The following is a 23,652-nucleotide window of genomic DNA, read 5'->3' as shown; positions in this document are numbered from 1 at the left end:
TGCATGAGCGACTCCCTCGATCTCAGTCTCGACGGCGTAGAACGCCGCTCCCTGGCTGACTTCACCGAACAGGCCTACCTCAACTACTCCATGTACGTGATCATGGACCGCGCCTTGCCGCACATCGGCGATGGCCTCAAGCCGGTCCAGCGACGCATCGTCTATGCCATGAGCGAGTTGGGGCTCGACGCCGACGCCAAGCACAAGAAATCCGCGCGCACCGTGGGTGACGTGCTCGGCAAGTTCCACCCCCATGGCGACTCGGCCTGCTACGAAGCCATGGTGCTGATGGCGCAGCCGTTCAGCTATCGCTACACCCTGGTCGATGGTCAGGGCAACTGGGGCGCGCCGGACGATCCCAAATCCTTCGCTGCCATGCGCTACACCGAAGCGCGCCTGTCGCGCTATTCCGAAGTGCTGCTCACCGAACTGGGCCAGGGCACTGCCGACTGGGTACCGAACTTCGACGGCACCCTGGACGAGCCTGCGGTGCTGCCGGCGCGCTTGCCCAACATCCTGCTCAACGGCACCACCGGCATTGCCGTGGGCATGGCCACCGACGTGCCACCGCATAACCTGCGCGAAGTGGCCAGCGCCTGCGTCCGCCTGCTCGACGAGCCCAAGGCCACGGTCGAGCAGTTGTGCGAGCACATCCAGGGTCCGGATTATCCGACCGAAGCGGAAATCATCACGCCGCGCGCCGAGCTGCTGAAGATCTACCAGACCGGTCGCGGTTCGGTGCGCATGCGCGCGGTGTATCGTCTGGAAGACGGCGACGTGGTCGTCACCGCTCTGCCGCACCAGGTGTCCGGTGCCAAGGTGCTGGAACAGATCGCCGCGCAGATGCAGGCCAAGAAGCTGCCGATGGTGGCCGACCTGCGTGACGAATCCGACCACGAGCATCCGTGCCGCATCGTCATCATTCCGCGCTCCAATCGGGTCGAAGTCGACGAACTGATGCAGCATCTGTTCGCCACCACGGATCTGGAGTCGACCTACCGGGTCAACGTCAACATCATCGGCCTCGACGGCCGCCCGCAGCTGAAGAACCTGCGCGCGTTGCTGGTCGAGTGGCTGGAGTTCCGCGTCAACACCGTGCGCCGCCGCCTGCAATTCCGCCTGGACAAGGTCGAGCGCCGCCTGCACCTGTTGGACGGCTTGCTGATTGCCTTCCTCAACCTGGACGAAGTGATCCACATCATCCGCACCGAGGACCATCCCAAGGCACGCCTGATCGAGCGTTTCGCGCTGACCGAGATCCAGGCCGACTACATTCTCGATACGCGCCTGCGCCAGCTCGCGCGTCTGGAAGAAATGAAGATCCGTGGCGAACAGGAAGAACTGGCCAAGGAACGCGCCAAGCTGCAGGCCCTTTTGGGCAGCGAGGCCAAGCTGAAGAAACTGGTGCGTGCCGAGCTGATCAAGGACGCCGAAACCTATGGCGACGATCGCCGCTCGCCGATCGTGGCGCGCAGCGAAGCCCGTGCGCTGTCGGAAAACGAGCTGATGCCCACCGAGCCGGTGACGGTAGTGCTGTCCGAGAAGGGCTGGGTGCGCTGTGGCAAAGGCCACGACATCGATGCCACCGGGCTGTCCTACAAGGCCGGTGACGGCTACAAGACGGCAGCGACCGGGCGCTCGAATCAGTTCGCGGTGTTCATCGACTCCACCGGGCGCAGCTACTCGGTGGCTGCCCACACGCTGCCCTCGGCCCGTGGCCAGGGCGAGCCGCTGACAGGCCGCCTGACGCCGCCACCGGGTGCGACGTTCGAATGCGTGATGCTGCCCGACGACGACGCGCTGTATGTCATCGCGTCGGACGCCGGCTACGGTTTCGTGGTCAAGGGCGAAGACCTGCAAGCCAAGAACAAGGCCGGCAAGGCGCTGCTCAGCCTGCCCAAGGGCGCCAAGGTGATCAACCCCCGCGCCGTGCCGGACCGTGAGCAGAACTGGCTGGCCGCCGTGACCACCGAAGGACGTCTGCTGGTGTTCAAGATCAGCGACCTGCCGCAGTTGGGCAAGGGCAAGGGCAACAAGATCATCGGCATTCCCGGCGATCGAGTCGCCAGCCGTGAAGAATTCGTCACCGACCTTGCGGTCGTTGCCGAAGGCTCGACGTTGGTGTTGCAGGCAGGCAAGCGCACGTTGTCGCTCAAGCCCGACGACCTCGAGCACTACCGTGGCGAGCGTGGCCGCCGTGGCAACAAGCTGCCTCGCGGTTTCCAGCGCGTCGACGCTCTGGTCGTGGAAACCCCCTGACTGCGAACCGCGTGCGGACGGCGGCATGGCTGCCGTTCGACGCAAGCACTGGAGTCAGGGCGCGGATTCACGGATGATAGGCCCTTTCGCGGCGCCGCCAAGCGGCAGCGTCCAGACGACTCGGTCAAGTATTGCTGTGGTTGCCGTGTGGCAGCCGCCTGGATGAAATGATGAAACTGTTGCGTCTTCCCGTGATTTTATTGCTCGGCGGCGTGCTGGGCCTGGCCGGATGCAGCACGCATCAACCCGTGGCCTTGTACCAGCTCGACAGCGGCAACCCCGGCCTGCCCAAGGAAAGCCGCGGCATGGCCGTGCTGCTGGGGCCGGTGTCGGTGGCCGACTACCTGCAGCGCGAAACGCTGCTGCAGCGCCAGGCCGACGGCAGCTTGAGAGCGTCCACCGACGGCCGTTGGGCCGGCAGCCTTTCCGCCGACATCGACCAACTGCTGTTGCGCCAGATGGCCTGGCGCCTGGACAGCCAGCGCGTGGTACTGGCGCCCACGCCCGCCAACTTCACGCCCGATGCTCAGGTGCTGCTGTCGATCACCCGGCTCGATTCAGGCAGCCGCCAGCCTGCGATCCTGGATGCCCAGTGGCGCGTCCTGGACCGTCGCGGACAAGTGCGCGACAACCGCATCGTCCACCTCGAAGAAAAGCACGACGGCGGCACCGCCGCTCAAGTCCAGGCGCAAGGGGTGCTGTTGCAGCGTCTGGCTGCGCAGTTGACCGCGGCGCTCAAACCGCTGGCCAACCAACCGGCACTGGTCGAAGAGCGCAAGCCAGCGCCGGCGCAGGTGCGCCGGGAAGAAGAAAAACCACAGATTCCGCTGGCGACCCCCATCCGTACCGACCTGGAAGTGTTCCGCTTCTAGAGCGACACCCAACAAAAAGCCCGCACTGGATGCGGGCTTTTTGTTGGGTGTTCAGCCGTAGTGGTAGCGACAGGCAAGCACCGTAAGCACATCATTGTCGTAGAAGTAGACCAGCCGGTGCTCCTTGTCGATGCGCCGCGACCAGTATCCGGTGAGGTCACCTTTCAGTGGTTCGGGGCGACCTATTCCCTTGAAGGGATCACGCAGGATATGGGAAATGAGGTTATCGACAGCTTCATGTTTACCGGGGTCATTCTCGGACCAGTGCTGATAGTCAGCCCAACCATTGGCAGTGAATGAAACGGCGACACTGGTGCGAGCTTTAGTCTTGTTCTGCTGCTTCTTGCTCTGCGACATTCAAGGAGATCTCCTTGGTGACGGCTCCCCCGGCCTTATGCTGAGCAATGGATTCGCGCAGGCGCTTGGCGTTCTCCGCTGAACCAAGCAGGTACAGGGTTTCCTCCATGGCGTTGTAGTCTTCCAGCGATAGGATGACTACGTGTTCACCACGCTGGCGGGTGATGACTGCCGGCTCGTGATCACGGCACACATCATCCATTGTCTGCTTCAAACCGGCACGGGCCTGGCTAAAGGTAAGTACATTCATGGATATCGATTCCTTCCCGGGAACATCCCAAGGGAGAACGCCAAGGCAGTGCATAGCATACCCCTGACGAGATCAGCCGCATCTGCGGCGAAACGGAAAGAGGCTGCGGCACAGCCGGCAGCCTCGTTCGGTCGAGCTGAAAATGTACAATGCTTTGTACAATGACGTCAAGTCGGCTGCCAGTCAGCCGATGCGTGCCAACTGCCGTTCCAGCAGCGACGGGTAGGGCTCCAGCAGGCGTTCGACGCAGCAGGCGCCTTCGGGGCTGGCGATCGAGCGGATGCGCGCGCGCTGGCGGATCAGCGGGTCTTCGCCGATCTCGCGTACCACCAGCAACAGGTTGCGGCTGTGCTGCGAGAGCGCCAGTGCATCCTGCGCCGATTCGGTCAGCAGCAGGTCGATGGAGTTCAGGCCATGGACCTCGTCGCTGAGCACCAGACCCAACTGCAATTGCAGGGTGATACCGCTGTCGGCGACCTGGATCTGCAAGGCATGACCCAGGGCGCGCAACAGTTCGCCACAGCAGATCGCATTGGTCAGGTAGTCATCGCCGCTGGTTTCGCTGTGGAACAGCATCAAGGTGCTGCCATCCTGGAGCATGTGCACTTCGCTCTCATAGAGCGAGGCGGCCTGCTGCAGGCAGTCGTGGTAGCGCTCCAGCAACTCTGCCAGGCGAGCCTTGGGCAGGCGCCGCAGTTGTTCCTGAGCACCCAGCTGCACCGCCAGCACGGCGCTGTCGGTGTGCACCTTGGCCACGGCAGTGACGGGTTGTTTGATCACCGCCACCGGAGTTTCGCGCAGATCCGCGAACGGATCGTCGCCGAAGTCTTCCTCGTCCTCGTCGGCCTGGATCTGACGCATGACCGGTTTCGCTGGCTTTGCGGCCAACGGCGGGAATGGGCCGGGCTTGCTGGCGGTGCGCACGGGCAAGGCTGGCTGCGGCTCATCGTCTTCGTCGATGTCGTCGGGTTCGACTTCGGGCTCACGGGGCTCTGGAGCCAACTGCGCGTGCAGCTGGCGCGCCAGATCGCCGATCTCGTCGGTGCGCTGGGTCGCCGGCGTGTACTCGTCGGGGTTGCGCAGCCAGACCCGCAACTGCAGCAGCGGCGTCGAGATGTAGCGACCCAGGCGCAGGCTCAGCGCCAACGCAAGCACCAGCAGGATCCCGGCCAGCACGCCCATGCTCTGCAGGCTGATGGTCAGCGGCTGCTGGAACTGATTCATGTCCAGGCTGATGCGAAGCTGTCCGGCCAGGGCGTCCTGGAAGTTGATCTTGGTCTCGTACAGCCCCTGGCTTTGCCCAAGCAGGCCACTTTTGGGGCGCTGGCCGGCTTCGGCAAGGATGCGGTTGTCCGGGCTGAAGATCGCCGCGTGTGCCACCAGTGGGTTTTTCACCAGGTTGTTGAGCAGCACGTTGAGGCTGAGGATGTCGTTGGACACCAGCAGCTCGGTGGCGGACGTGGCCGTCTGCGTGGTCAGGCTCTGGCCCACTGCATCGGCTTGCTCGTGCATGGCCTGCTTGAACTGCAGACCCATCACGCAGGCGTAGATCACCAGGGCGATGGCAACCAGCACGATGTTGGTGAACGCGATGCGCAAAGCCAGCGGCACTCGACGGTGACGCACGGCTCGGAAGATCAGCAGGAAGAAGTTGTCGGTTTTGACTGGCGTAGGCCGGTTCACTGAGCGCGGCTCTTTGTCCGTGAAGTTGGCGCGCAGTATAACGACCGCCCCCCGAGCGGCAAAGCGCTGCCTGTGCCCGATGGTCACCGAAAATGGTTAGAATGCGTTTTTTTTCATGAAACGGGGTGCCTCTTGCGCGAAATCGTCCTGATCAACATCACCGCTCAGGAGCAGTCGGGCATCGTCGATGCACTGGGCGACGTCCTGACCGCCGAGACCACCTTCAGCACCGCCCAGCACGCTGAGCCGGCAGACCACGTGGTCAGCGTGATGGGGCGCCAGGTCGGCTACCCGGCGCTGCGGCAGGTGATCACGCTGCTGGCCGAGCATGGCTTGTCGCTTTCGAGCCTGGAGCGCCTGTCAGCGGCCACGGGTGGCAATGCCTGTTTCGAGCTGTGCCTGAATGGCCCGTTGGAGCAGCCACTGCCATTGCGTGCCCAGGTACTCGAACTCAGCGCCGCGCTGGGTCTGGACATCGTCTACCAGCCCGAGTCGGCACAGCGCCGCCATCCGCGCCTGGCCGTGTTCGACATGGATTCGACACTGATCGAAGCCGAGGTGATCGACGAACTGGCCAAGGCGGCCGGCATCGGCGAACGTGTCGCGGCGATCACCGAACAGGCCATGCGCGGCGAGATCGATTTTCGCGCCAGCTTCAAGGCCCGTCTGGCGTTGCTCGACGGCCTCGACGTTGCGGTGCTCGATGACATTGGTGCGCAACTGCGCCTGAGCGAAGGCGCGGAGCGCCTGTTCGCCGAACTCAATCGCATGGGGGTAAAAACCGCCATTCTGTCCGGCGGCTTCACCTATTTCGCCAAGCAGTTGCAGAAGCGTCTGGGCATCACTTATGTCTTCGCCAACGAACTGCAGGTGGTCGACGGTAAATGCACCGGAGTGGCGGTCGAGCCCATCGTCGACGCCCAACGCAAAGCCGACCTGCTGCAGCAGTTGGCCCGTGAGCACGGTATCGACTTGAGCGAAACCATCGCAGTGGGTGACGGGGCCAACGACCTGGCCATGCTGGCCATTGCAGGGCTGGGCGTGGCGTTCCGTGCCAAGCCGCTGGTCCGCCAGTCGGCGCGTCAGGCCATCAGTGTGCTTGGGTTGGATGCGGTGCTGTACCTGCTCGGTCGCCGCGACTGAGCAACGATTCGTCTACAGATCTTTCCAGAGCGAAGCGAAGTCTTCTTCGGGCGCAACATCTTCGGCACCGGTCGACGTCGGTTTGGCCACCTCCAGCAGGTGGTATTCGAACTGATTGAAACTGCCGGTGCCGGCCATCCGCGTGCCCAGGCCCGCAGGCTGTTCCTCACCCTGGTTGTTGATGATGACCTTGTTGCCTTCCTGAAAAGGCATGCGCGGGGCGAGCAGGGAGGCAGGAATGTCGATGGCGCGTATCTCCGGCAGCAACAGGCCGCGCAGGAACTGGCTGTTCTGCTCGCTGACGCGCACCAGTTGCAGGCCGCACGGCTGGGCGTGCGGTGCCACCAGCTCGATGCCCATCTGCGTGCCGCCACTGCGCACCTGGCGAATCCAGCGCACCACGGCCACGCTCCAGCCCTGGGCCTGAGTGTCCTGGATGCCGACCATCTCACCGGCCTGCAGTTGCGGCGGAACCTCCTTGGGCCACGCCAGGCAGTAGCCACCGGGGCTGTGATTGACGATCTGCAGGGCATAGGTCGGGAAGTGCTGATCGTGATTGGAGGCATTGCCAGCGCTGCTGCCGTCGCCGCGCGGCAGGTCGTACTGGATCTCCTCGTAGTCGCCGTGGCGATCGCCCTCGGTCGGCCTGCTCCACGATTGCGTGGCAGCGCCCGGTACGAACTGTGCGCTCTGCGAAGGGCCAGGGCGCTTGAGGATCTCGCTGAAGGAGCGCTCGCCGCCAATGTAGTAATGCAGCGCGCTCATGCCGATGCACAGGCTCAGGTTGCCTTGGCCGGGCGTTCGGGTAAAAGTGCGTTCCGCCACATCGCCCCAGGCGGCGGCTACGTGCTGGAGCAGATCGATACTGAAGTTGCTGGGGATCAGCCGCGACTGCGCGCGCTGCTCGACCGGCAAGTCCAGGTAGGCCTTGATGGCCTGAACCAGGTCGCTCGGGTCGAGCCCGATCAGGTGCGGCAGTTGGTCGTCGCCATACAGGGTCTTGTAGCGGGGGCCGCTGTCTTCACCGGGCGCTATAGCGAACAGGCTCGAAGCCAGGCTGGCCGGCTGCACACGGACCAGGGGGCTCCACGCATCCAGCACTTCGGCCAGACGCAGGATCGCCTGCTGACGCATCTGGTTGCAGCGAGAGCTGCCCAGCAGCAACGAGGCGGCATAGCTTTGCTGAACGGTCGAGCTGTGGCCTGGGGGAGTCAGCGGATCGTTGATGGGAACGTTCTGCAACTGATGCGCCAGGGCTGCCTGATACAACTGATGCAATTCCAGCCAGACTCCATCGGGCACCGGACAGTACAGCAGACTGGCGCGCAGCACAGGCCCGTTCAGGCAGTGCAGGGCACGCTGTGCAGCGGTGGCCAGAAGGGTGGCCCGCTCCTTGGCAACACGATCCTTGGCAGCGGTTGCGGAGATACGCAGCACGATCTGCTTGTAGCCGATCGCCAGATGGTTCTGCAGGGCCTGGCACAGGTTGGCGACCTTGCGCGAGCGTTCGTCGAGCACGATGGACTGGTTGAGGAAGTGTCGTTCCAGGTGCTTGCAGACGAAATACACCTCGGGCCTGAGCAGCTCGAGCAGTTGCAGGCGATTGTCGCTGGGCGTGAGCAGCTGGTTGAGCTCGCCCAGGCCCTGGTACAGCAACCGGGCGGTTTCCCCCAGATTGGCCTTGGGCAGCGTGGCAATCCAGCGTTTGAGGTCGCGCGGGGTCGCTTCGCAGAAGGTCAGGCTCAACTGCGATGGCGTCGGAGCGCGCAACAACAGATGGGGGCGTGGCGACATCGGTCGTTTCCTGGTTCGACTCAGGTCATCGTGCGACAGCGTGAACGATGACGAAAGACAGGCCATTCATTTGGCCGTATGCGAAGACTCTAACAGCATTGGATAACGGTCGCAGCCTCGATGTCGCCAAGGCTGCGCCGTGCCAGCCGCAAGCGGCTCAGATATCAGACAACAGTTGCAGGTGTCGCTGGCGCCACGTCCTGCGCAATGGCCGGGCGCCCCAGGCCTTGACCCATGTTCACGGGTGACAGGTTGGCCAGGTGGTGAGCCCACTCGACCTGTTCCGGGCCGAACAGCATGACCACGGTCGAACCCAGTTTGAAACGGCCCATCTCGGCGCCTTTTTCCAGATGGATCGGCGCCCGTGCCGCTTCGTCGTAGCGAAAGGTCTTGAGTTCGCGCTTGGGCGGCGTTACCAGACCGGCCCAGACGGTTTCGATCGAGGCGACGATCATCGCACCCACCAGCACCATGGCCATCGGCCCGCGCTCGGTGTCGAAGATGCACACCACGCGCTCGTTGCGCGCGAACAGCTCGGGGACGTTCTCGGCGGTGGTCTGGTTGACCGAGAAGATACGCCCTGGCACGTAGATCATTTCGCGCAGGGTGCCGGCCAGCGGCATGTGCACTCGATGGTAGTCACGTGGCGACAGGTAGATGGTGGCGAACTTGCCACCCATGAAGGGCGCTGCGTTGGCTGGATCGCCGCCCAGCAGCTCGAGCACGCTGAAGCTGTGGCCCTTGGCCTGGAAGATGCGACCGTGTTCGATGGTACCCAGCTGACTGACGGCTCCGTCGGCTGGGGAGAGGATCGCACCGGGCGTTGGGTCCAGTGGACGTGCGTCGGGTTTCAGGGCGCGGGTGAAGAACGCGTTGAAATTCTCGTAGGCGCTCAGGTCCTCGACCTCGGCCAGGGACATGTCGACATCGTAGCGCTTGGCGAACCAGCGGGTGAACGCATCCTTGAACCAGCGCGAACGACATTCGGCCACACAGCCGGCCAGGCGCGAGAGCAGGTGATGGGGCAGCAGGTACTGACTGATGATGAACAAGCGATCTTTCATTGAGTGTCCTTAAACTTCGATAGGGGTGTCGGGGTGGTTGCCCCATTCGCCCCAGGAACCGGCATAGCCCTTGACGCGTGGATAGCCCAGCGCCTTGGCCACCAGATAGGTGAAACCAGAGCGGTGATGTGTCTGGCAGTGCGTGATGATTTCCTTGTCGGCGGTGATGCCCAGGCCATCGAGCATAGGTGCGACGTCGCTGCGAATGCGCAACTGACGCGCCGGATCCATGGCCGCGGTCCACTCCAGGTTGATTGCGCCGGGAACGTGCCCTGCCTTGGCTGCCAGTACCTTTTCACCGGTGTATTCCAGCGGGCCGCGGGCATCCCAGATGGCCAGGTCGGCGGCGCCCAGACGGCTCTGCAGATACTCGCGGGTGGCGATGGGCTCGTCGTGCAGGGTGAGCGGTACCGGACCGCCTGCGCTGGCCGGTGTGTCCTGGCTCAGCGGCAGGCCGGCGGCCTCCCAGGCCAGGATGCCGCCGTCGAGGTAGTGATAGCGTTCATGGCCGATGACGTCGAGCAGCCAGATGAAGCGCCCGGCCCAGCCGCCGCCTTCATCGTCGTAGACCACATAGGTCGCCTCGGGCGTATGCCCCAGCTCACCGAACAGCTGTTCCAGGGACGACAATCCAGGCAGCAGCCCCGGCGCCGGCGGCTGGCCCAGCTGGGTACGCTTGGGATCGACGAAATGCGCCCCGCGAATGTGCCCGGACGCGTAGCGTGCTGCGCTGGTCAAGTCGACCACGATCAGGTTGACGGCATCGAGCCGGGCGTTCAGCTCATCGGGCTCGATCACCAGGGGCAGGCCGGAAAAGTCAGGCATTCGGGTCTCCAGACGAAACGGAACGGCGATTGTAGCGCAAGCCTCAGCGGCTGCGGTTGGTAAAGGTGTCCAGGGCGCGCTCGATGCACTGCGCACTCTTGCCGAAGCCCTGCACGCTGATCTCGGAGAACGGGCGCCCGCCCTGGTCGGCCACCAGCAGCGTATGCACTCGCCCATCGACACCCAGCGAGCGCAGCAGCAGGTGCTCACCGCGGAACAGCGCGCGCAGGGTCGCCGGCAACAGGGCCTGCAACTGCGCGCTGTTGGCGGTGCCCATGCGCAGTTGCGTCGGTTGCGCGAGCAGCCGCTGCAGCAGGCCGTTGTGCTCGATGCCTAGGCTCAGCGCCGCGACTTCCTTGGGCAGCCCGGCGCTCTGGTGCACGCGCAGGCTGCCGTGATTGCGGTCGACCATCAGCAGCAGCACGCGCTGCATGCCGCACGCCAGCAGGGCATCGCGCGCGCAAGTGGTCAGGTGCAAGGCATTGTTGAACGGGGTCGGCGTGGTCAGCAGTTGCGTGCACAGCTGCCGCCAATGCGCCAGCGCCTCTTCGCTCGGTGCCGGGGCTGGATCGGTGTCGGGCGCCGGACCCTTGTGTGGTGGCGGCCACAGCAGGTTGCGTGCCGGATGCCACAGGTCGGCGGCGCAGTGCACCCGCGCACTGTGCACCGCGTGTTGATGGACCTGCTGCTGAACCTGTTCCAGCGGCACTTGCAGATACAGGCAGCTCAGGTACTGCCAGCGCTGCAGGTGCGGCGTGAACCAGCCCTGTTGCGCGGCCAGGGCCAGGCCGTTGGCCATCAGAATGGTGTTGGCGGGCTGGTTCAACCAGCGCCGCAAGGCCGGCTCGTCGTCCAACTGCTGTTGCTGGCGCAAGCGATGCTGATTGTCGCGGGCAATGTGCAGCGCCTGCACCAGCGCCCGACGTTCCGCCAGCAGCAGCCGATAGCCATGCAGCACCCAGGCGGGCAGGCGCCATTTCTGCGCCAGTGCCTGACACAGCACCAGCAACGGCACACCGAACAGCTCCTGCTCGACCTTGACCGCCGCTTCGCCTTCACCGGTGACGCGCCGCTGCCATTCATCGAGCAGCTCGGGGTAGGTCGCCGCCAACGGCCACAGCGGCGAAAGAAACAGCAGGCTGCCCCAGTGGATTTCCTGCCACAGCCGCGCCAGCCTTGCGGCGAACAGACCATTGGCCTGCTGGCTGGCGTGCTGGCTGATCATCTGCAGTTGGCGCAAGGTCAGGGGCATCTGCTGCGGCTCCTGGGCCGGCAGGCGCATCAGCAACTCTTCGGCCCGCGACAGGCCCAGCCGGTTCAGTGCCACTTCAAGGCTTTCCGCCGGCTCCGTCAGGCTGTTGCTGGCATGCCGGTTGGCCTCGCGCATCACGCTCAGGACCAGCGCCGGACTGTGTTGCATCAGGTCGGCGATGTCGCGCAGCGAACGGCGTCGATCCTTGATCGCAGCGCGAACCTTGTCGTGGTACAGCTTAGGAATGGGCAGACGCACGCCGTCGAGCAGTGCGAGCCAGGTGTCTAGGGTTTGAGGCTTGGCGTTGGACACTATGCTTATCCTGATGCATGCCTGAATGCAGGCCGACTACACGAACGGACCAAACTGGCTTTTGAAAACCGCTGCCTATAGTCTGGCGCAGTTCTGCCGATAAGGAGAACAACAGATTCCACACCACCTTTTTCGTCCTTGAACCCGACTTCTGAAGTGTTTTTTATCCATGGCTAAAATCATTGGCATCATTGTCGTGTTCGCGAGCGTGCTGGGCGGATACGTTCTTTCACATGGTCAACTGGCCGCCCTGGTCCAACCCTTCGAGGTGATGATCATCGGCGGTGCGGCCCTGGGCGCGTTTCTGCAGGCCAACCCCGGCAGCACCACCATGATCGTGCTGAAGAAGTCGTTGAAGATGTTCAAGTCGCGCTTCAGCCATGCCTACTATCTGGAAGTGCTGAGCCTGCTGTTCGAGATTCTCAACAAGAGTCGTCGCGAGGGCATGATGTCCATCGAGGCCGACATCGAAGATGTCGCCGCCAGCCCGATCTTCGCCAAGTACCCCACCATCCTCAAGGACGAGCAGATGATCGCGTTCATCTGCGATTACCTGCGCATCATGTCGTCGGGCAACATGGCGCCGCACGAACTCGAAGGCCTGTTCGACATGGAACTGCTGAGCATGAAGGAAGAGCTCGAGCATCCGTCCCACGCCGTGACCGGTATCGCCGATGCGCTGCCCGGTTTCGGTATCGTTGCGGCGGTATTGGGCATCGTGGTGACCATGGCGTCGCTGGGTGACGGCGACAAGGCGGCGATCGGTGGTCACGTCGGCGCTGCACTGGTCGGTACCTTCCTGGGGATCCTGGCGGCCTACGGTTTCTTCGGCCCGCTGGCGACCTGCCTGGGCCACGATGCCAAGGAAGAGCTGAACGTCTACGAAGCCATCAAGGCGTCGCTGGTGGCTTCGGCTTCGGGCATGCCGCCGTCGCTGGCCGTGGAGTTCGGTCGCAAGGTGTTGTACCCGGCGCACCGTCCAAGCTTCGCCGAACTCGAACAAGCCGTACGCGGGCGCTGATTCATGGAAAACAACCAGCCCATCATCGTCAAGCGGGTCAAGCGCTTTGGCGGCGGCCACCACGGTGGCGCCTGGAAGATCGCCTTCGCCGACTTCGCGACGGCGATGATGGCGTTTTTCCTGGTGCTCTGGCTGTTGTCCAACGCCACACCCGAGCAGAAGATTGCCATTGCCGGCTACTTCAAGGACCCGATCGGCTTCTCCGAAAGCGGCACGCCGTATGTCATCGACCTGGGCGGCTCTCCGCAGCTCTCGCCCGAGAAAACCCTGAATCCGGACGTCGAGGTCTCGCCGCCCAAGCCCGAAACCTCGAACCAGGTGGAAGCCGAACAGGCCCAGCAAGTGGCTGAGCAGGTCGAGAAGGAACGCCTGGAACTGCTGTTGCAGGAGCTGCAGAACAAGGTCGACGAAAATCCCCAGCTGCAGAAATTCAAGGACCAGATCCTTTTCGAAATCACGCAGGACGGCTTGCGCATCCAGATCACCGATGCCGAGAACCGGCCGATGTTCGACCTGGGCAGTGCGCGGCTCAAGCCTTATTTCGAGGACATCCTGCTGGCCATGGCCGACACCATCAAGGCGGTGCCGAACAAGATCAGCATCAGCGGCCATACCGACGCCAAGCCCTACGCCGGCAGTGCGTCGGGCGGCTTCGGCAACTGGGAGCTGTCGTCCAACCGCGCCAATGCCGCGCGCCGGGCCCTGGTGGCGGGCAGCTATCCGGAGGATCAGATCGCTCGCGTGGTCGGCTATGGTTCATCGTCGCTGTTCGACCGCAAGGATCCGCTGAACTCCATCAATCGCCGCATCGACATCGTGGTGCTGACCAAAAAGGCCCAGCGCGACATCGAAGGCGATCAGCCGGCATTGGAAGCGCCCAATCCCGGTACGGCCCCCGGTGCTGCGCCACCAGGCGCTTCGATCGGCGACCCCAGCGCACCGGTGCAGCCGCGCGAACTGCAGCAGCGCCTGAACCTGTTCGAAGACGGCTCGGCCAAGCTGGTCGAGCCGGGCAAGCCTGCGCCCTGAGACGAAAAGCCCGTTAGAAACCCCGGCCGATGCGTTCGCGCAGGCCCCTGTGGATATCTCGCGCTTGCACCGGCAGCGGCGTCTCGCGCTGGGCGGTCGGCATGCGCATGGCCGCCTCGCGGTGATAGGCCTCGATGAGGAAGTCCAGCTGCTGCGGGCGCGTCAGGGTCGGCCAATGCGCCAGGTATTCGGGCAGTGCCTGATCGCCCAGCCGATACAGGCACAGGCGCCGATCCCACGAGGTGGCCTCGCCGATGCAGAACGGTATCCACCAGCGCCGCGCGCTGCAGTGCGAGATCATCAGGATCACGTGGGTGCAGTCGCGGATATGCGCAGTGAGCGTTTCGGTGACGTGCAGCGTGGTCAACGAATCGAAGTCCATCACGTCCATGCCCACCTCGATCCCGGCCCTGCGCAAGTATTTCCTGATCCGCAAGGCCTGGGGTAGATCGACATGCTGATAGCCAATGAACACGCTCATCGCCCAGGTCCGCCGGCAATGAATCGAGCAAGTCGCAGGCAAGCAACGGGCAGGTGGGACATGGAAAGCCTTCATCGTGGGTGTTGAAGGCTGAAAGATTGTTCAATGCCGTTTAAGCGGCAAGGGATGTCATCGAAAAGAGACAAGCCCTACTGCTGCCGGTAATTATCCTTACAGACGAAGCCTATAGCTTCTGCACCAGCGCACGCACGGTGCCGACGATGCGCTCCACTTCGGCACGGTTCAGGGTCAAGGGTGGCAGCAGCCGAATGGTGGTGCCCCGGGTCACGTTGATCAGCAGGCCATGCTCTTGTGCGGCCCGCTGCATCAGTTCGCGGCAGGGCCGGTCCAGCTCCACACCGATCATCAGGCCCAGGCCCCGGACGGCTTTGACGGCAGGCATGCTTCCCACTTCGCTACGCAGCCGTTCGAGCAGCGCGTGCCCCTGGCGCGCGGCGTTATCCAGCAGTTGCTCGCGCTCGATGATGTCGAGCACCGTACAACCGACCCGGCACGCCAGGGGGTTGCCGCCAAAGGTGCTGCCATGGCCTCCGGGCTGGAACAGGCGGCCCACGGTCGCGGTGGCCAGACAGGCACCGATCGGAATGCCATTGGCCAAGGCCTTGGCCAGAGTGACCACATCGGGCTGGATGTCGGCATGCTGGTAGGCAAACCATTGACCAGTGCGGCCGATGCCGGTCTGGATCTCATCGAGCATCAACAACCAGCCGTGACTGTCGCAATGCTCGCGCAAGGCCCGCAGGTAGGATGTCGAGGCGACGTGCACACCGCTTTCGCCCTGGATCGGCTCGAGCAGCACCGCCACGATGCGCTGGCCGAATGCCTGGGTGACAGTGGTCAGCGCATCCAGATTGCCGAAGGGAATCTTGATGCAGTCTCCAGGCAGTTGGCCCAGGCCGGCGCTTAGGTGCGCGCCGTCACTGGCCGCCAGGGTGGCCAGGGTGCGGCCGTGAAAGGCGTTGTCCATGACCACCACCAGGGGCTTGGCGATACCGCGGCTATGTCCCTGCAAACGGGCCAGCTTCAACGCGGTCTCGTTCGCTTCCGCGCCGGAATTGTTGAAGAACGCCAGGGCGAGACCGGACTTCTCGGCCAGCTTCGCGCCCAGCCGCTGTTGCCAGTCGATGGCGTACAGGTTGGAGGTGTGCAGCAACAGCCCGGCCTGCTCGACGATGGCGGCCACCACCTCCGGATGGCTATGCCCCACGTTGGTCACCGCCACCCCGGCCAGCGCATCGAGGTACTCGCGACCGGCGATATCCCACAGGCGAGTGCCGCTACCATGGCTGAACGTCAGCGGCAACGGTTGATAGGTGGGCATCAGGTGGCTTGCGCTCATCATGGAAGTCTCGGCGGTAAAATGAATGCGCAGTATTCCTTTCAACCCCAGGTGGATAAATGGCGTTAAGCTGGATGCACCTTTCACCCGGAGTTGATAATGGACCTGTTCCAGGCGATGCAGGTGTACGTAAAAGTGGTGGAGCTGGGCACCATGACTGCAGCGGCCAAGGCGTGCGATCTGTCCACGACCATGGTCAGCAACCACTTGCAGGCACTGGAGCAGCGTCTGGGCGTGAGCCTGTTGCTGCGCACCACGCGCCGCCAGCAGGTGACCGACGCCGGGCAGGCCTACTATCAGCGTTGTCTTGAGGTGCTGGGGCTGGTTGCCGATTCGGAGCGCTGGGCCGAACGCGCCCAAGGCACTGCGCAGGGACTGTTACGCATCACTGCGCCGCCGACCTTCGGCGCTGAGTGCCTGACACCCGCACTGGCGGGATTTCTCCAACGTTATCCACAGATCAGCGTCAGTCTCAGCCTCAGTGACCAGGTACACGACATGCTCGACGGGCAGTTCGACGCCGCACTACGGCTGGGCAATCTCGAACCCTCGACCTTGATCGCCCGTCCGCTGGACGACTATCGATTGAGTATCTGTGCGTCCCCGGACTACCTGCGCCGCCATGGCACGCCTTGCGATCCCGAGGAGTTGGCTGCGCATGAGTGCCTGCAATTCATGTACAACCCGGGCGATGAGTGGCGCGGGACGCAGAAACGCTGGTCCATGCAGGGGCCGGATGGATCGATTGGCGTCGAGGTGCAAGGGCGACTGGTCACCAACAGCAGCGCGGGACTGCGTCAGGCCGCCCTGGCGGGCATGGGCCTGGTCATGCTCCCTGATGTGCTGGTGCGCCGTGACCTGGAAGAGGGGAAGCTGGTCCAGGTGCTGGCTCGATACGCACTGCCCGGCAGACCCATGCACCTGCTTTATCCACAGGCGCGCTACCGTTCGCCGAAGCTGCGCGCCTTCGTGGACTACATCGTCCAGGCGCTGGGGCCTCAGGACAGGACCGGTCAGTAGGTGTCCTGGGTCAGGCTGGCGATGATCGAGCGGTAGCTGTTCATGCGCTGTTGCTGCACACGGCCGTCTTCCAGCGCCCCAAGCAGGGCGCAACCCGGTTCGCGGTCATGCTTGCAGTCGCGGAAACGGCAGGTGCCCAGCAGGTCGGCGAACTCGATGAAGCCGGCCTCGACATCCGCCCGGCTGACGTGGCCCAGGCCGAATTCACGGATGCCGGGTGAGTCGATCAGCTCGCCGCCGCCCGGGAAGTGGAACAAGCGTGCGGTGGTGGTGGTGTGCGTGCCCTGGCCGGACCATTCCGACAGCGCACCCACCCGCGCCTGCACTTCGGGCAGCAGGCTGTTGACCAGCGACGACTTGCCCACCCCCGACTGACCGACGAACACGCTGATATGGCCGTCCAGACGTGCCTGCAACTGCTGCATGCCATCGCCTTGATGCGCCGATACTTCCAGCAATGGATAACCCAACTGTCGATAGACCGCCAGCAGCGCGTTGAGCGCGGGCGCGTTCTGCTCGTCGATCAGGTCGGCCTTGTTCAGCAGCAACAGGGGATGGATGCCGGCGTGTTCGGCGGCCACCAGGTAGCGGTCGATCAGGTTGGCATGGGGTTCGGGCATGGGCGCGAACACGATGACGATCAGATCGACGTTGGCTGCGACCGGCTTGAGCTGCCCGCGGCTGTCGGGACGGCACAGTTCGGTGCTGCGCGGCAGCTGCGCGACGATGACCCCGATGCCTTGGTTGCCGGCGCGCCAGACCACCTTGTCGCCGGTGACCAGCGAGGGCAGGTTGGCCCGCAGATAGCAACGGCAGACCTGACCGGCGTGCTCGCCTTCCAGTGCTTCGACTTCCACCTGAACACCGAAGTGGGCGATGACCAGCCCTGTCTGCTCTGGGCCCAGATCGCCGCCTTCGAGGGTCTCCAGGGCCTGGGACTCGCGCTTGGCGGCGCGTGCGGCGCGCTCGCCCTGGATTTTTTCGATACGCCAGTTCTGGCGGCGGTTCAGTTGGCGTTTGGCCATGTGTGTTCCGTGTAAATGAGTTCAAGCGTGAACGAAGGCGGGATACTAGCACGCCCGGCTACGCTAGACTGCGCAGCTACGCCGAGGAGACCCCCAATGCAGAACCCACAGAACCTGATCTGGATCGACCTGGAAATGACCGGTCTGGACCCGGACCATGACGTCATCATCGAAATGGCCACCATCGTCACCGATAGCGACCTCAATACCCTGGCCGAAGGCCCGGTCATCGCCATCCACCAGAGCGACGAGATCCTGGCCGGCATGGACGAGTGGAACACCCGCCAGCACGGCGGCTCGGGCCTGACCCAGCGCGTTCGCGAAAGCACCGTCAGCATGGCTCAGGCCGAAGCACAGACCATCGCCTTTCTGGAGCAGTGGGTGCCCAAGGGCAAGTCGCCGATCTGCGGCAACAGCATCTGCCAGGATCGCCGCTTCCTCTACCGACACATGCGTGCGCTGGAAAACTACTTCCACTACCGCAACCTCGACGTCTCGACCCTCAAGGAACTGGCCGCGCGCTGGGCCCCCGAGGTCAAGGACAGCTTCAAGAAGGGCAGCACTCACCTGGCCCTGGACGACATCCGCGAATCGATCGCCGAACTGCAGCACTACCGCAAGCACTTCATCAAGTTCTGACGCCCGTAGAACCCCGCAGTGAAAACGAAGCGGGCGGCGATCCCTCTGCCCGCGAAGAGGCCGGTGTGGGAGCGGGCTCTCAGCCCATGACGAGCCCTTTGTGGGAGCGGGCTCTGCCCGCGAAGAGGCCCTCGAGCCAACCTCCCTCAATACACTCGACGCCGCCGTGCCTGCATGGCACTGGCGATATCGGCAGCCAGTCGCGCGGTATCGGCCTCGGCCAGATTACCGACACTGACGCGCACCGCCGGCCCACTCTGCAATCGAAACGGACTGCCTGCCTGGACTGCCCAGCCTGCGGAGGCCAGGGCCTGCACCGTCGATGTTTCGTCAATGACCGGTAGCCACAGGTGCAGGCCTTCGCTTGAGCTGGACAGGCTCACACCCATGAGTTCGAGTGCCTCGACCAGCGATTGTCGACGGCTTCGATAGGCCGCACCCACTTCCGTCAAGCGGCCCGCTTGCAACATCCTGCTCCACAGATGGGCGGTCAGTCGCTGCAGCAGCAGGCTGACCCAGCGCGGCCCGACCCGCTGCTGGCGTTGCATCTCGCCATGCAGGGACGCGCTGGCGCCCGCAATCGAGACGCGCAGGTCGGGCCCGATGAACTTGCTGGTCGACAGCACATAGAGCCAATGCTGCGGAGGCGGTTGCAGGTCGATGGCCGGGGCCTGGCTCAACGGCCCCCAATGATCGTCGATCACCAGCAGCGTGTGCGGTGCGTCCTGCAAGGCCGCTGACCATTGCTGCCAGCGCGGGGTATCGAACGAGCAGCCGGTCGGGTTCTGTGCACGGGGCGTCAATACCACGGCCGCCGCACCACGCAGCACCTCCGGCGCCGGGGCCACCGCGCCATGCTCGTCCATGCTCAATCCCCCTGGCTTGAGCTGTAGTCCGGTCAGCAGGTCGCGCAACGGTGGCCAGCATGGGTCTTCGATCAGCACCGTGGCGCCCGGGCGGCAGCGTGCACGAAGCGCTCTCTCGACCGCATCCAGCGCGCCGCAATACACACCCACCTGCTCGCTGGGCAGTTGCTGGCTGTCGAGCCAGTCGCGGGCCAGGCTCGACAACTGCGGGTCATCGCCGAACGGGTCGAAACCACTCTGGGTGACGTTGCGCAGCAGCCATTCGGGATCGGGCGCTGGCAGCAGCGAGGCATCGAGGTTGCCGCTGGCCATGTCGTACAGCCCTTCAGGAAGCACGAAGCCGTACTCGACAATTTCCGAAGCCGGCGCGCTGACCCGAGTCCCGCGACGCCCGTGGGTCACCACGATGCCGCTGTCACGCAACCTTCTGTACGCCGCCGCGACGGTATTGGGGCTGACCTTTAGCTGCACGGCCAGGTCGCGCACCGAAGGCAGTGAAGCGTTTTGAAGCAAATCACCTTGGCGTATCTGCCGCTCAATGGCCTCAGCGATCTCGACGGCAGTGGACGCATTCGTCAATAATGTATTCATACATTCATATTATTGTATTGGTACATAAATGAAAAGTGCGTTGGTAGTGCGGCATCTTGCCTTCGAAGACCTGGGCAGTCTGGCCCCGGTGCTAAAAGCCGAGGGGTATGAAATCGAAATAATAGAAGCGCCACTGCACCCGCTGGCGTCCCTCGATGTGATCTCGGCAGACTTGTTGATCATTCTGGGCGGGCCCATCGGCGCTTTCGATGAGGCGCTGTACCCATTCCTGCTGGACGAGCTCGAACTCATTCGCCAACGCCTGGAAAGCGGCAAACCTTTGTTGGGTATCTGCCTGGGCGCACAGCTGATCGCCCGCGCCCTGGGTGCGGGCGTCGCTGCCATGGGCCACAAGGAAATCGGTTTCGGCCCCATCACGTTGACTGACGCCGGACACAACTCTGTCCTCGCGCCCTTGGCACAGGGAACCCCCGTGTTGCACTGGCACGGCGATCAGTTCGACATCCCCGCTCAGGCTGTGGCGCTCGCCGCCACCGACGCCTGTCCCCATCAGGCGTTCAGCCTGGGCAATCAGGTCCTGGCCCTGCAATTTCATCTCGAGGTGGCACCGCAGATGCTCGAAGCATGGCTGGTCGGCCATGCCAACGAGCTGCATCAGCAGCGTATCGACCCCCGCGAACTGCGCGCCCAGGCGCAGGCACTAGGCTGCACAGGCGCACAGGTAGCCAGCGTGATCCTGACCGACTGGCTGGCACGGCTGCGATGAGTGAGGAGCTGCCCACCATCGAATTGCGGCACGTGCTCGCCGGCACGTCGCGCCCCTTCACGCGCCCAGGCAGTTTCACCGGCATCGACAAGGTCCTGCTTCCCGGGCCGGTTGAAGTGGGAACACTGGGAATCATGGGCGATGAGCAGGGGGATCGCCGCATTCACGGCGGCCCCGACAAAGCCATCCACCATTATCCGTTCGAGCACTACCACGCATGGAAGCGGCTCATCGGCGAGCATCCACGCCTGGCACAGCCAGGTGCATTCGGCGAGAACCTGTCGACTGTCGGTGTAGACGAAACCCAGGTGTGCCTCGGCGACATCTTTCGATGTGGCAGCGTGTTGCTGGAAGTCAGCCAGACCCGGCAGCCTTGCTGGAAGCTCAACGATCGCTTCGAAGTGAGCGATATGGCCTTGCGCATGCAAGCCAGTGCGATGACCGGCTGGTATTACCGGGTGCTCGAAAGCGGTGCCCTGCAGGCAGGCGACCCCATCGTGCTTCAGGATCGCCCAATCCCTCGGTGGCCACTGCGCAAAGTCATCGCGCTGTTGTACGAGCGCTCGCTGGACTTCGATGAATTGAGCCAATTCGCGCAGTTGCCGCTCGTACCTTCCTGGCGCGCACTGGTGGAGCGACGCCTGGCAACGGGCCAGATCGAGAACTGGGCCAGCCGAGTGCTGGGTCCCCCTCCTGGAGAATAGAAACCATGCAGCACTTTCGCGTCATCGTTCAATTGCACCGGGCGTACTGGTGCCAGTTCGATATCGAGCATGCCGCTGCCGAGCATGCATTGGCAGATGTAGTCCGCCGCTTCCCCGAAGGCGAGGGCTACACCCTCGATATACAACGCAAGACGGGTGAGCGCCGGCTGCTGGAATCCACGCCCGACGGGATTCGGTTGCTGTATGCGCAGGGCATGTTTGCAAAGACTTGAATGCCAGTAATGGCGTCATTGGTTGAACATCACAGGTAAAGAGGTACGCAGCACGTGAATATGGAAGTTGGTCCGCAAAGCCATGATGGCGTCAGGAACATGCTGGAGAAGTTGTCTTCTTTATGGGACGTACGGGCAGCAGTCAATAATGATGCGACCCCGTACAGTGAATTGCTCTTCGAGCACGGCAGGTTGGACTTTAGCGAGTCGCTCGTTCCTTTTCGAAGCCATCCAAACTGGCAGGCGGCTTCGGCTGAGATGAAATCCAGATGTCTGTCCTACGGCTGGATTATCTATAACCTCAAAACCATCTATATCGAATGCGACATCGTGACACCGGCCTGCGAGGACATCATCAAAAGGCCGCCTGTCGAGTCTAGCAACCGTGACATCCTGCAACGCGTGATGTCGGAGGCGCTGCTCGATGAAGCGCTCCATACCAAGATGTCGGTCACGGCATGCAATTACATCTATCTGAACCGAAAGCTGCCCTATCTCGATTTCACTGATTTCAATCTTATCCGCTGGCGAGATCAGATATTGGCCACGTGCACGGCTGAGTGGCAGCGGCGGCTGACTCGATTCGGTATTGCCTGTGCTAGCGAAACCTTGATTACCGACTATCTCAAAACCTTGTCCGAGGATGATTCCATCCAGCAGGTGTGCCATGAGGTAACCCGCACTCACGCAGTGGACGAGTGGAGTCATTCAAGCGTTTTCAGCTTTGTGGCGTGCGATATCGTTCATACGCTCAGCGTTCGCGAGCGGGCGTACTTGCAGGCGGTCATTGCCAAGACCGTGGAGATGTTTGCCGACAACGAAATGGGTGCCTGGGCTCAGGCACTTTCTCTGGCCGGATTCCAAGGCCATGAAGCCATGCTGGTGGATTGTTCCCGATCTAGCGAGGTAGAAGTTTACACGGAGTCGGTTTTCAGTCTGCTCGCACGTATAGGTCTGGAATAGATGGCCCTTTCGGTCAAGGAAGGCCCCACTGCTCAGAAGCCTCTTGAGCCAGGTTTTCTGCGCTGTGATGTGGCGTGCGATATTGCCGAGAACGCAAGAAGGTTCGTTCTCACGGTACTTAATGAGCAACAGGCAGAGGAGTGTGTCCCAGGTCGGTATCTGATACTGGAATACGCAGACGTGAACGGCCATGTGCGTAGGGCCTGCTATTCGATAGTGGCATGCCCTGGGCCGCTGCAAGTCGAGATAATTGTCCAGCGTGTGCCTTCCAAGGGAGTTTCAGAGGCGATGTTCGGTCATCTGATGGTCGGCGCTCTGGTGCGCTGCGTGGGCATTGCAGGGGACATCACCGCACAGCAGCTGTCCGGCTTCGATAGCGTGGCGCTGTTGGCCGGTGGTATCGGTTTTACCTTGCCCTTGGCATTGATACGCGAATTCAGGCATCGGGTACGGCAAGGTGGCCCAGTGCCTCGGACCACTTTGCTGTTGTGCACGCCCTCTCTGGACACTGTACCTTGCCTCGCCGAACTCATGATTCTGGAGCTTGCCGAGCGCTGGTTCACCTTGCGCATCCATATAACCCGTCAGTCGTTGTACCAAGACAATGGATGCTTGTTGCGAGGGCGGCCAAGCCAGGCCGCACTGGATGCTCTGCAAGCGCCGCAGGGTGTAGTGATTTGCGGTAGCCAGGCATTTGCCGACCAAATGCACCGGGCCATGACGATTCGACATGGTGCTGCCCGGTACTTCATCGAAGCATTCAGCTCGTCCGACTCGCCGCTGCCCGCGGCTCAGGGCAACACTGGAACGGTGCGTTTGAAGATACCTGCGGCAGGTGTCGAGTTCGACGCGGTCCAGTCGTTGACGCTGCTTGAGCAGCTGGAAGCCCAGGGCCAGAAAGTGCGCAGTCAATGCCGTGCTGGAATCTGTGGTGCCTGCAAGATCAAGGTTCTGAATGGCGAGTGTCGTCGCGACGCGGATTTCGCCCTGAGTGCGAAGGAGCGCGCAGATGGATACGCCTTGGCGTGCTGTACTTATCCTATGGGCAATGAGCTCACTCTGTGCATCTAGGCCTCGTGAAGCGGACAGCACATGGGGGCGCCCGGTATGATGGGCGTCCACCGCGGCACCCATGTTCCACTTCATACCGCGCCCATCACACTACGTGTCTTCTGTCCTCCG

Annotated in this window: 23 protein-coding genes; 12 read left to right on the top strand and 11 right to left on the bottom strand. The window is 63.1% G+C overall.

Annotation, left to right across the window (positions count from 1 at the left end; all coding sequences use genetic code 11):
• Positions 1 to 3 precede the first annotated feature (3 nt).
• Together parC and AC788_RS18740 are read left to right on the top strand one after the other, a co-directional pair.
• Positions 4 to 2,259 carry a DNA topoisomerase IV subunit A gene (gene parC, locus AC788_RS18745; RefSeq protein WP_049862064.1) on the top strand — a complete coding sequence of 752 codons (2,256 nt, stop codon included), beginning with the start codon at positions 4 to 6 and terminating at the stop codon, positions 2,257 to 2,259.
• A 170-nt stretch (positions 2,260 to 2,429) separates the two neighbouring features.
• Complete coding sequence (locus AC788_RS18740) at positions 2,430 to 3,131, top strand: PqiC family protein (RefSeq protein ID WP_177327978.1); 702 nt, start codon at positions 2,430 to 2,432, stop codon at positions 3,129 to 3,131.
• 51 nt (positions 3,132 to 3,182) lie between these two features.
• On the opposite strand, the gene AC788_RS21475 is transcribed toward AC788_RS18740, so the two are convergent.
• The 3 genes from AC788_RS21475 to AC788_RS18725 form a co-directional block, all read right to left on the bottom strand.
• Complete coding sequence (locus tag AC788_RS21475; RefSeq protein ID WP_082223709.1) at positions 3,183 to 3,488, bottom strand: Txe/YoeB family addiction module toxin; 306 nt, start codon at positions 3,486 to 3,488, stop codon at positions 3,183 to 3,185.
• Positions 3,454 to 3,738, bottom strand: a complete 285-nt coding sequence (locus tag AC788_RS18730) for a type II toxin-antitoxin system Phd/YefM family antitoxin (protein ID WP_049862061.1) — start codon at positions 3,736 to 3,738, stop codon at positions 3,454 to 3,456. Before AC788_RS18730 ends, AC788_RS21475 begins: the two co-directional genes overlap by 35 nt.
• A 183-nt stretch (positions 3,739 to 3,921) precedes the next feature.
• On the bottom strand, positions 3,922 to 5,421 hold the full coding sequence (locus AC788_RS18725) for a HAMP domain-containing protein (protein WP_049862060.1): 1,500 nt from the start codon (positions 5,419 to 5,421) through the stop codon (positions 3,922 to 3,924).
• 132 nt (positions 5,422 to 5,553) lie between these two features.
• Here AC788_RS18725 and serB point away from each other — a divergent pair, with 132 nt between their 5' ends.
• The gene (serB, locus tag AC788_RS18720; RefSeq protein ID WP_049862059.1) at positions 5,554 to 6,564 is read left to right on the top strand and encodes a phosphoserine phosphatase SerB; all 1,011 of its coding nucleotides are present in this window, start codon (positions 5,554 to 5,556) and stop codon (positions 6,562 to 6,564) included.
• A 12-nt stretch (positions 6,565 to 6,576) separates the two neighbouring features.
• Here the strand turns inward: serB and AC788_RS18715 are convergent, their stop codons facing one another.
• The 4 genes from AC788_RS18715 to AC788_RS18700 form a co-directional block, all read right to left on the bottom strand.
• Positions 6,577 to 8,358, bottom strand: coding sequence for a hypothetical protein (locus tag AC788_RS18715; protein WP_049862058.1), 1,782 nt, complete (start codon positions 8,356 to 8,358; stop codon positions 6,577 to 6,579).
• Between the two features lie 164 nt (positions 8,359 to 8,522).
• Positions 8,523 to 9,422 (bottom strand): archaetidylserine decarboxylase, encoded by a 900-nt coding sequence (gene asd / locus AC788_RS18710; RefSeq protein ID WP_049862057.1) that lies wholly within the window; start codon positions 9,420 to 9,422, stop codon positions 8,523 to 8,525.
• A 9-nt stretch (positions 9,423 to 9,431) separates the two neighbouring features.
• Positions 9,432 to 10,247 carry a rhodanese-like domain-containing protein gene (locus tag AC788_RS18705; protein ID WP_049862056.1) on the bottom strand — a complete coding sequence of 272 codons (816 nt, stop codon included), beginning with the start codon at positions 10,245 to 10,247 and terminating at the stop codon, positions 9,432 to 9,434.
• A 43-nt stretch (positions 10,248 to 10,290) separates the two neighbouring features.
• Entirely contained in the window at positions 10,291 to 11,811 is a 1,521-nt protein-coding gene (locus tag AC788_RS18700; RefSeq protein ID WP_442965552.1) for an HDOD domain-containing protein, read from the bottom strand.
• Positions 11,812 to 11,980: 169 nt separating this feature from the next.
• Here AC788_RS18700 and motA point away from each other — a divergent pair, with 169 nt between their 5' ends.
• Both motA and motB read left to right on the top strand, forming a co-directional pair.
• The gene (gene motA / locus AC788_RS18695) at positions 11,981 to 12,832 is read left to right on the top strand and encodes a flagellar motor stator protein MotA (protein WP_049862054.1); all 852 of its coding nucleotides are present in this window, start codon (positions 11,981 to 11,983) and stop codon (positions 12,830 to 12,832) included.
• Positions 12,833 to 12,835: 3 nt separating this feature from the next.
• The gene (motB, locus tag AC788_RS18690; RefSeq protein ID WP_049862053.1) at positions 12,836 to 13,861 is read left to right on the top strand and encodes a flagellar motor protein MotB; all 1,026 of its coding nucleotides are present in this window, start codon (positions 12,836 to 12,838) and stop codon (positions 13,859 to 13,861) included.
• 13 nt (positions 13,862 to 13,874) lie between these two features.
• Here motB and AC788_RS18685 read toward each other — a convergent pair whose 3' ends face one another.
• Both AC788_RS18685 and AC788_RS18680 read right to left on the bottom strand, forming a co-directional pair.
• Complete coding sequence (locus AC788_RS18685; protein ID WP_049862052.1) at positions 13,875 to 14,342, bottom strand: toll/interleukin-1 receptor domain-containing protein; 468 nt, start codon at positions 14,340 to 14,342, stop codon at positions 13,875 to 13,877.
• A 184-nt stretch (positions 14,343 to 14,526) separates the two neighbouring features.
• Entirely contained in the window at positions 14,527 to 15,702 is a 1,176-nt protein-coding gene (locus AC788_RS18680) for an aspartate aminotransferase family protein (RefSeq protein WP_049862100.1), read from the bottom strand.
• A 99-nt stretch (positions 15,703 to 15,801) separates the two neighbouring features.
• Between AC788_RS18680 and AC788_RS18675 the strand changes: the two genes are divergently transcribed.
• Complete coding sequence (locus tag AC788_RS18675; protein WP_049862051.1) at positions 15,802 to 16,722, top strand: LysR family transcriptional regulator; 921 nt, start codon at positions 15,802 to 15,804, stop codon at positions 16,720 to 16,722.
• On the opposite strand, the gene rsgA is transcribed toward AC788_RS18675, so the two are convergent.
• Positions 16,716 to 17,747 (bottom strand): small ribosomal subunit biogenesis GTPase RsgA, encoded by a 1,032-nt coding sequence (rsgA, locus tag AC788_RS18670; protein WP_049862050.1) that lies wholly within the window; start codon positions 17,745 to 17,747, stop codon positions 16,716 to 16,718. The genes AC788_RS18675 and rsgA overlap by 7 nt on opposite strands.
• Positions 17,748 to 17,843: 96 nt before the next feature.
• Between rsgA and orn the strand changes: the two genes are divergently transcribed.
• Positions 17,844 to 18,386 (top strand): oligoribonuclease, encoded by a 543-nt coding sequence (gene orn, locus AC788_RS18665; RefSeq protein WP_049862049.1) that lies wholly within the window; start codon positions 17,844 to 17,846, stop codon positions 18,384 to 18,386.
• A 146-nt stretch (positions 18,387 to 18,532) separates the two neighbouring features.
• Here the strand turns inward: orn and AC788_RS18660 are convergent, their stop codons facing one another.
• Complete coding sequence (locus tag AC788_RS18660) at positions 18,533 to 19,843, bottom strand: aminotransferase class I/II-fold pyridoxal phosphate-dependent enzyme (RefSeq protein ID WP_049862048.1); 1,311 nt, start codon at positions 19,841 to 19,843, stop codon at positions 18,533 to 18,535.
• A 28-nt stretch (positions 19,844 to 19,871) separates the two neighbouring features.
• Between AC788_RS18660 and AC788_RS18655 the strand changes: the two genes are divergently transcribed.
• From AC788_RS18655 to AC788_RS18635, 5 genes are read left to right on the top strand one after another with little or no spacing between them, the layout of a single operon-like run.
• On the top strand, positions 19,872 to 20,570 hold the full coding sequence (locus tag AC788_RS18655; protein WP_049862047.1) for a glutamine amidotransferase: 699 nt from the start codon (positions 19,872 to 19,874) through the stop codon (positions 20,568 to 20,570).
• Positions 20,567 to 21,274 carry an MOSC domain-containing protein gene (locus AC788_RS18650; protein WP_049862046.1) on the top strand — a complete coding sequence of 236 codons (708 nt, stop codon included), beginning with the start codon at positions 20,567 to 20,569 and terminating at the stop codon, positions 21,272 to 21,274. The genes AC788_RS18655 and AC788_RS18650 overlap by 4 nt, the downstream gene beginning before the upstream one ends.
• Before the next feature lie 5 nt (positions 21,275 to 21,279).
• Positions 21,280 to 21,507 (top strand): hypothetical protein, encoded by a 228-nt coding sequence (locus AC788_RS18645; protein ID WP_049862045.1) that lies wholly within the window; start codon positions 21,280 to 21,282, stop codon positions 21,505 to 21,507.
• Between the two features lie 60 nt (positions 21,508 to 21,567).
• Positions 21,568 to 22,470, top strand: coding sequence for a diiron oxygenase (locus AC788_RS18640; protein ID WP_049862044.1), 903 nt, complete (start codon positions 21,568 to 21,570; stop codon positions 22,468 to 22,470).
• Positions 22,471 to 23,541: a 2Fe-2S iron-sulfur cluster-binding protein gene (locus tag AC788_RS18635; protein WP_049862043.1), complete on the top strand. Its 1,071-nt coding sequence runs from the start codon at positions 22,471 to 22,473 to the stop codon at positions 23,539 to 23,541.
• Positions 23,542 to 23,652 lie beyond the last annotated feature (111 nt).

The sequence above is a fragment of the Pseudomonas sp. RIT-PI-a genome, assembly GCF_001187875.1.
Taxonomy (GTDB): Bacteria; Pseudomonadota; Gammaproteobacteria; order Pseudomonadales; family Pseudomonadaceae; genus Aquipseudomonas; species Aquipseudomonas coleopterorum.
Note: the sequence above shows the minus strand (reverse complement) of the source record. Positions and strands in the feature narration are given on the sequence as shown.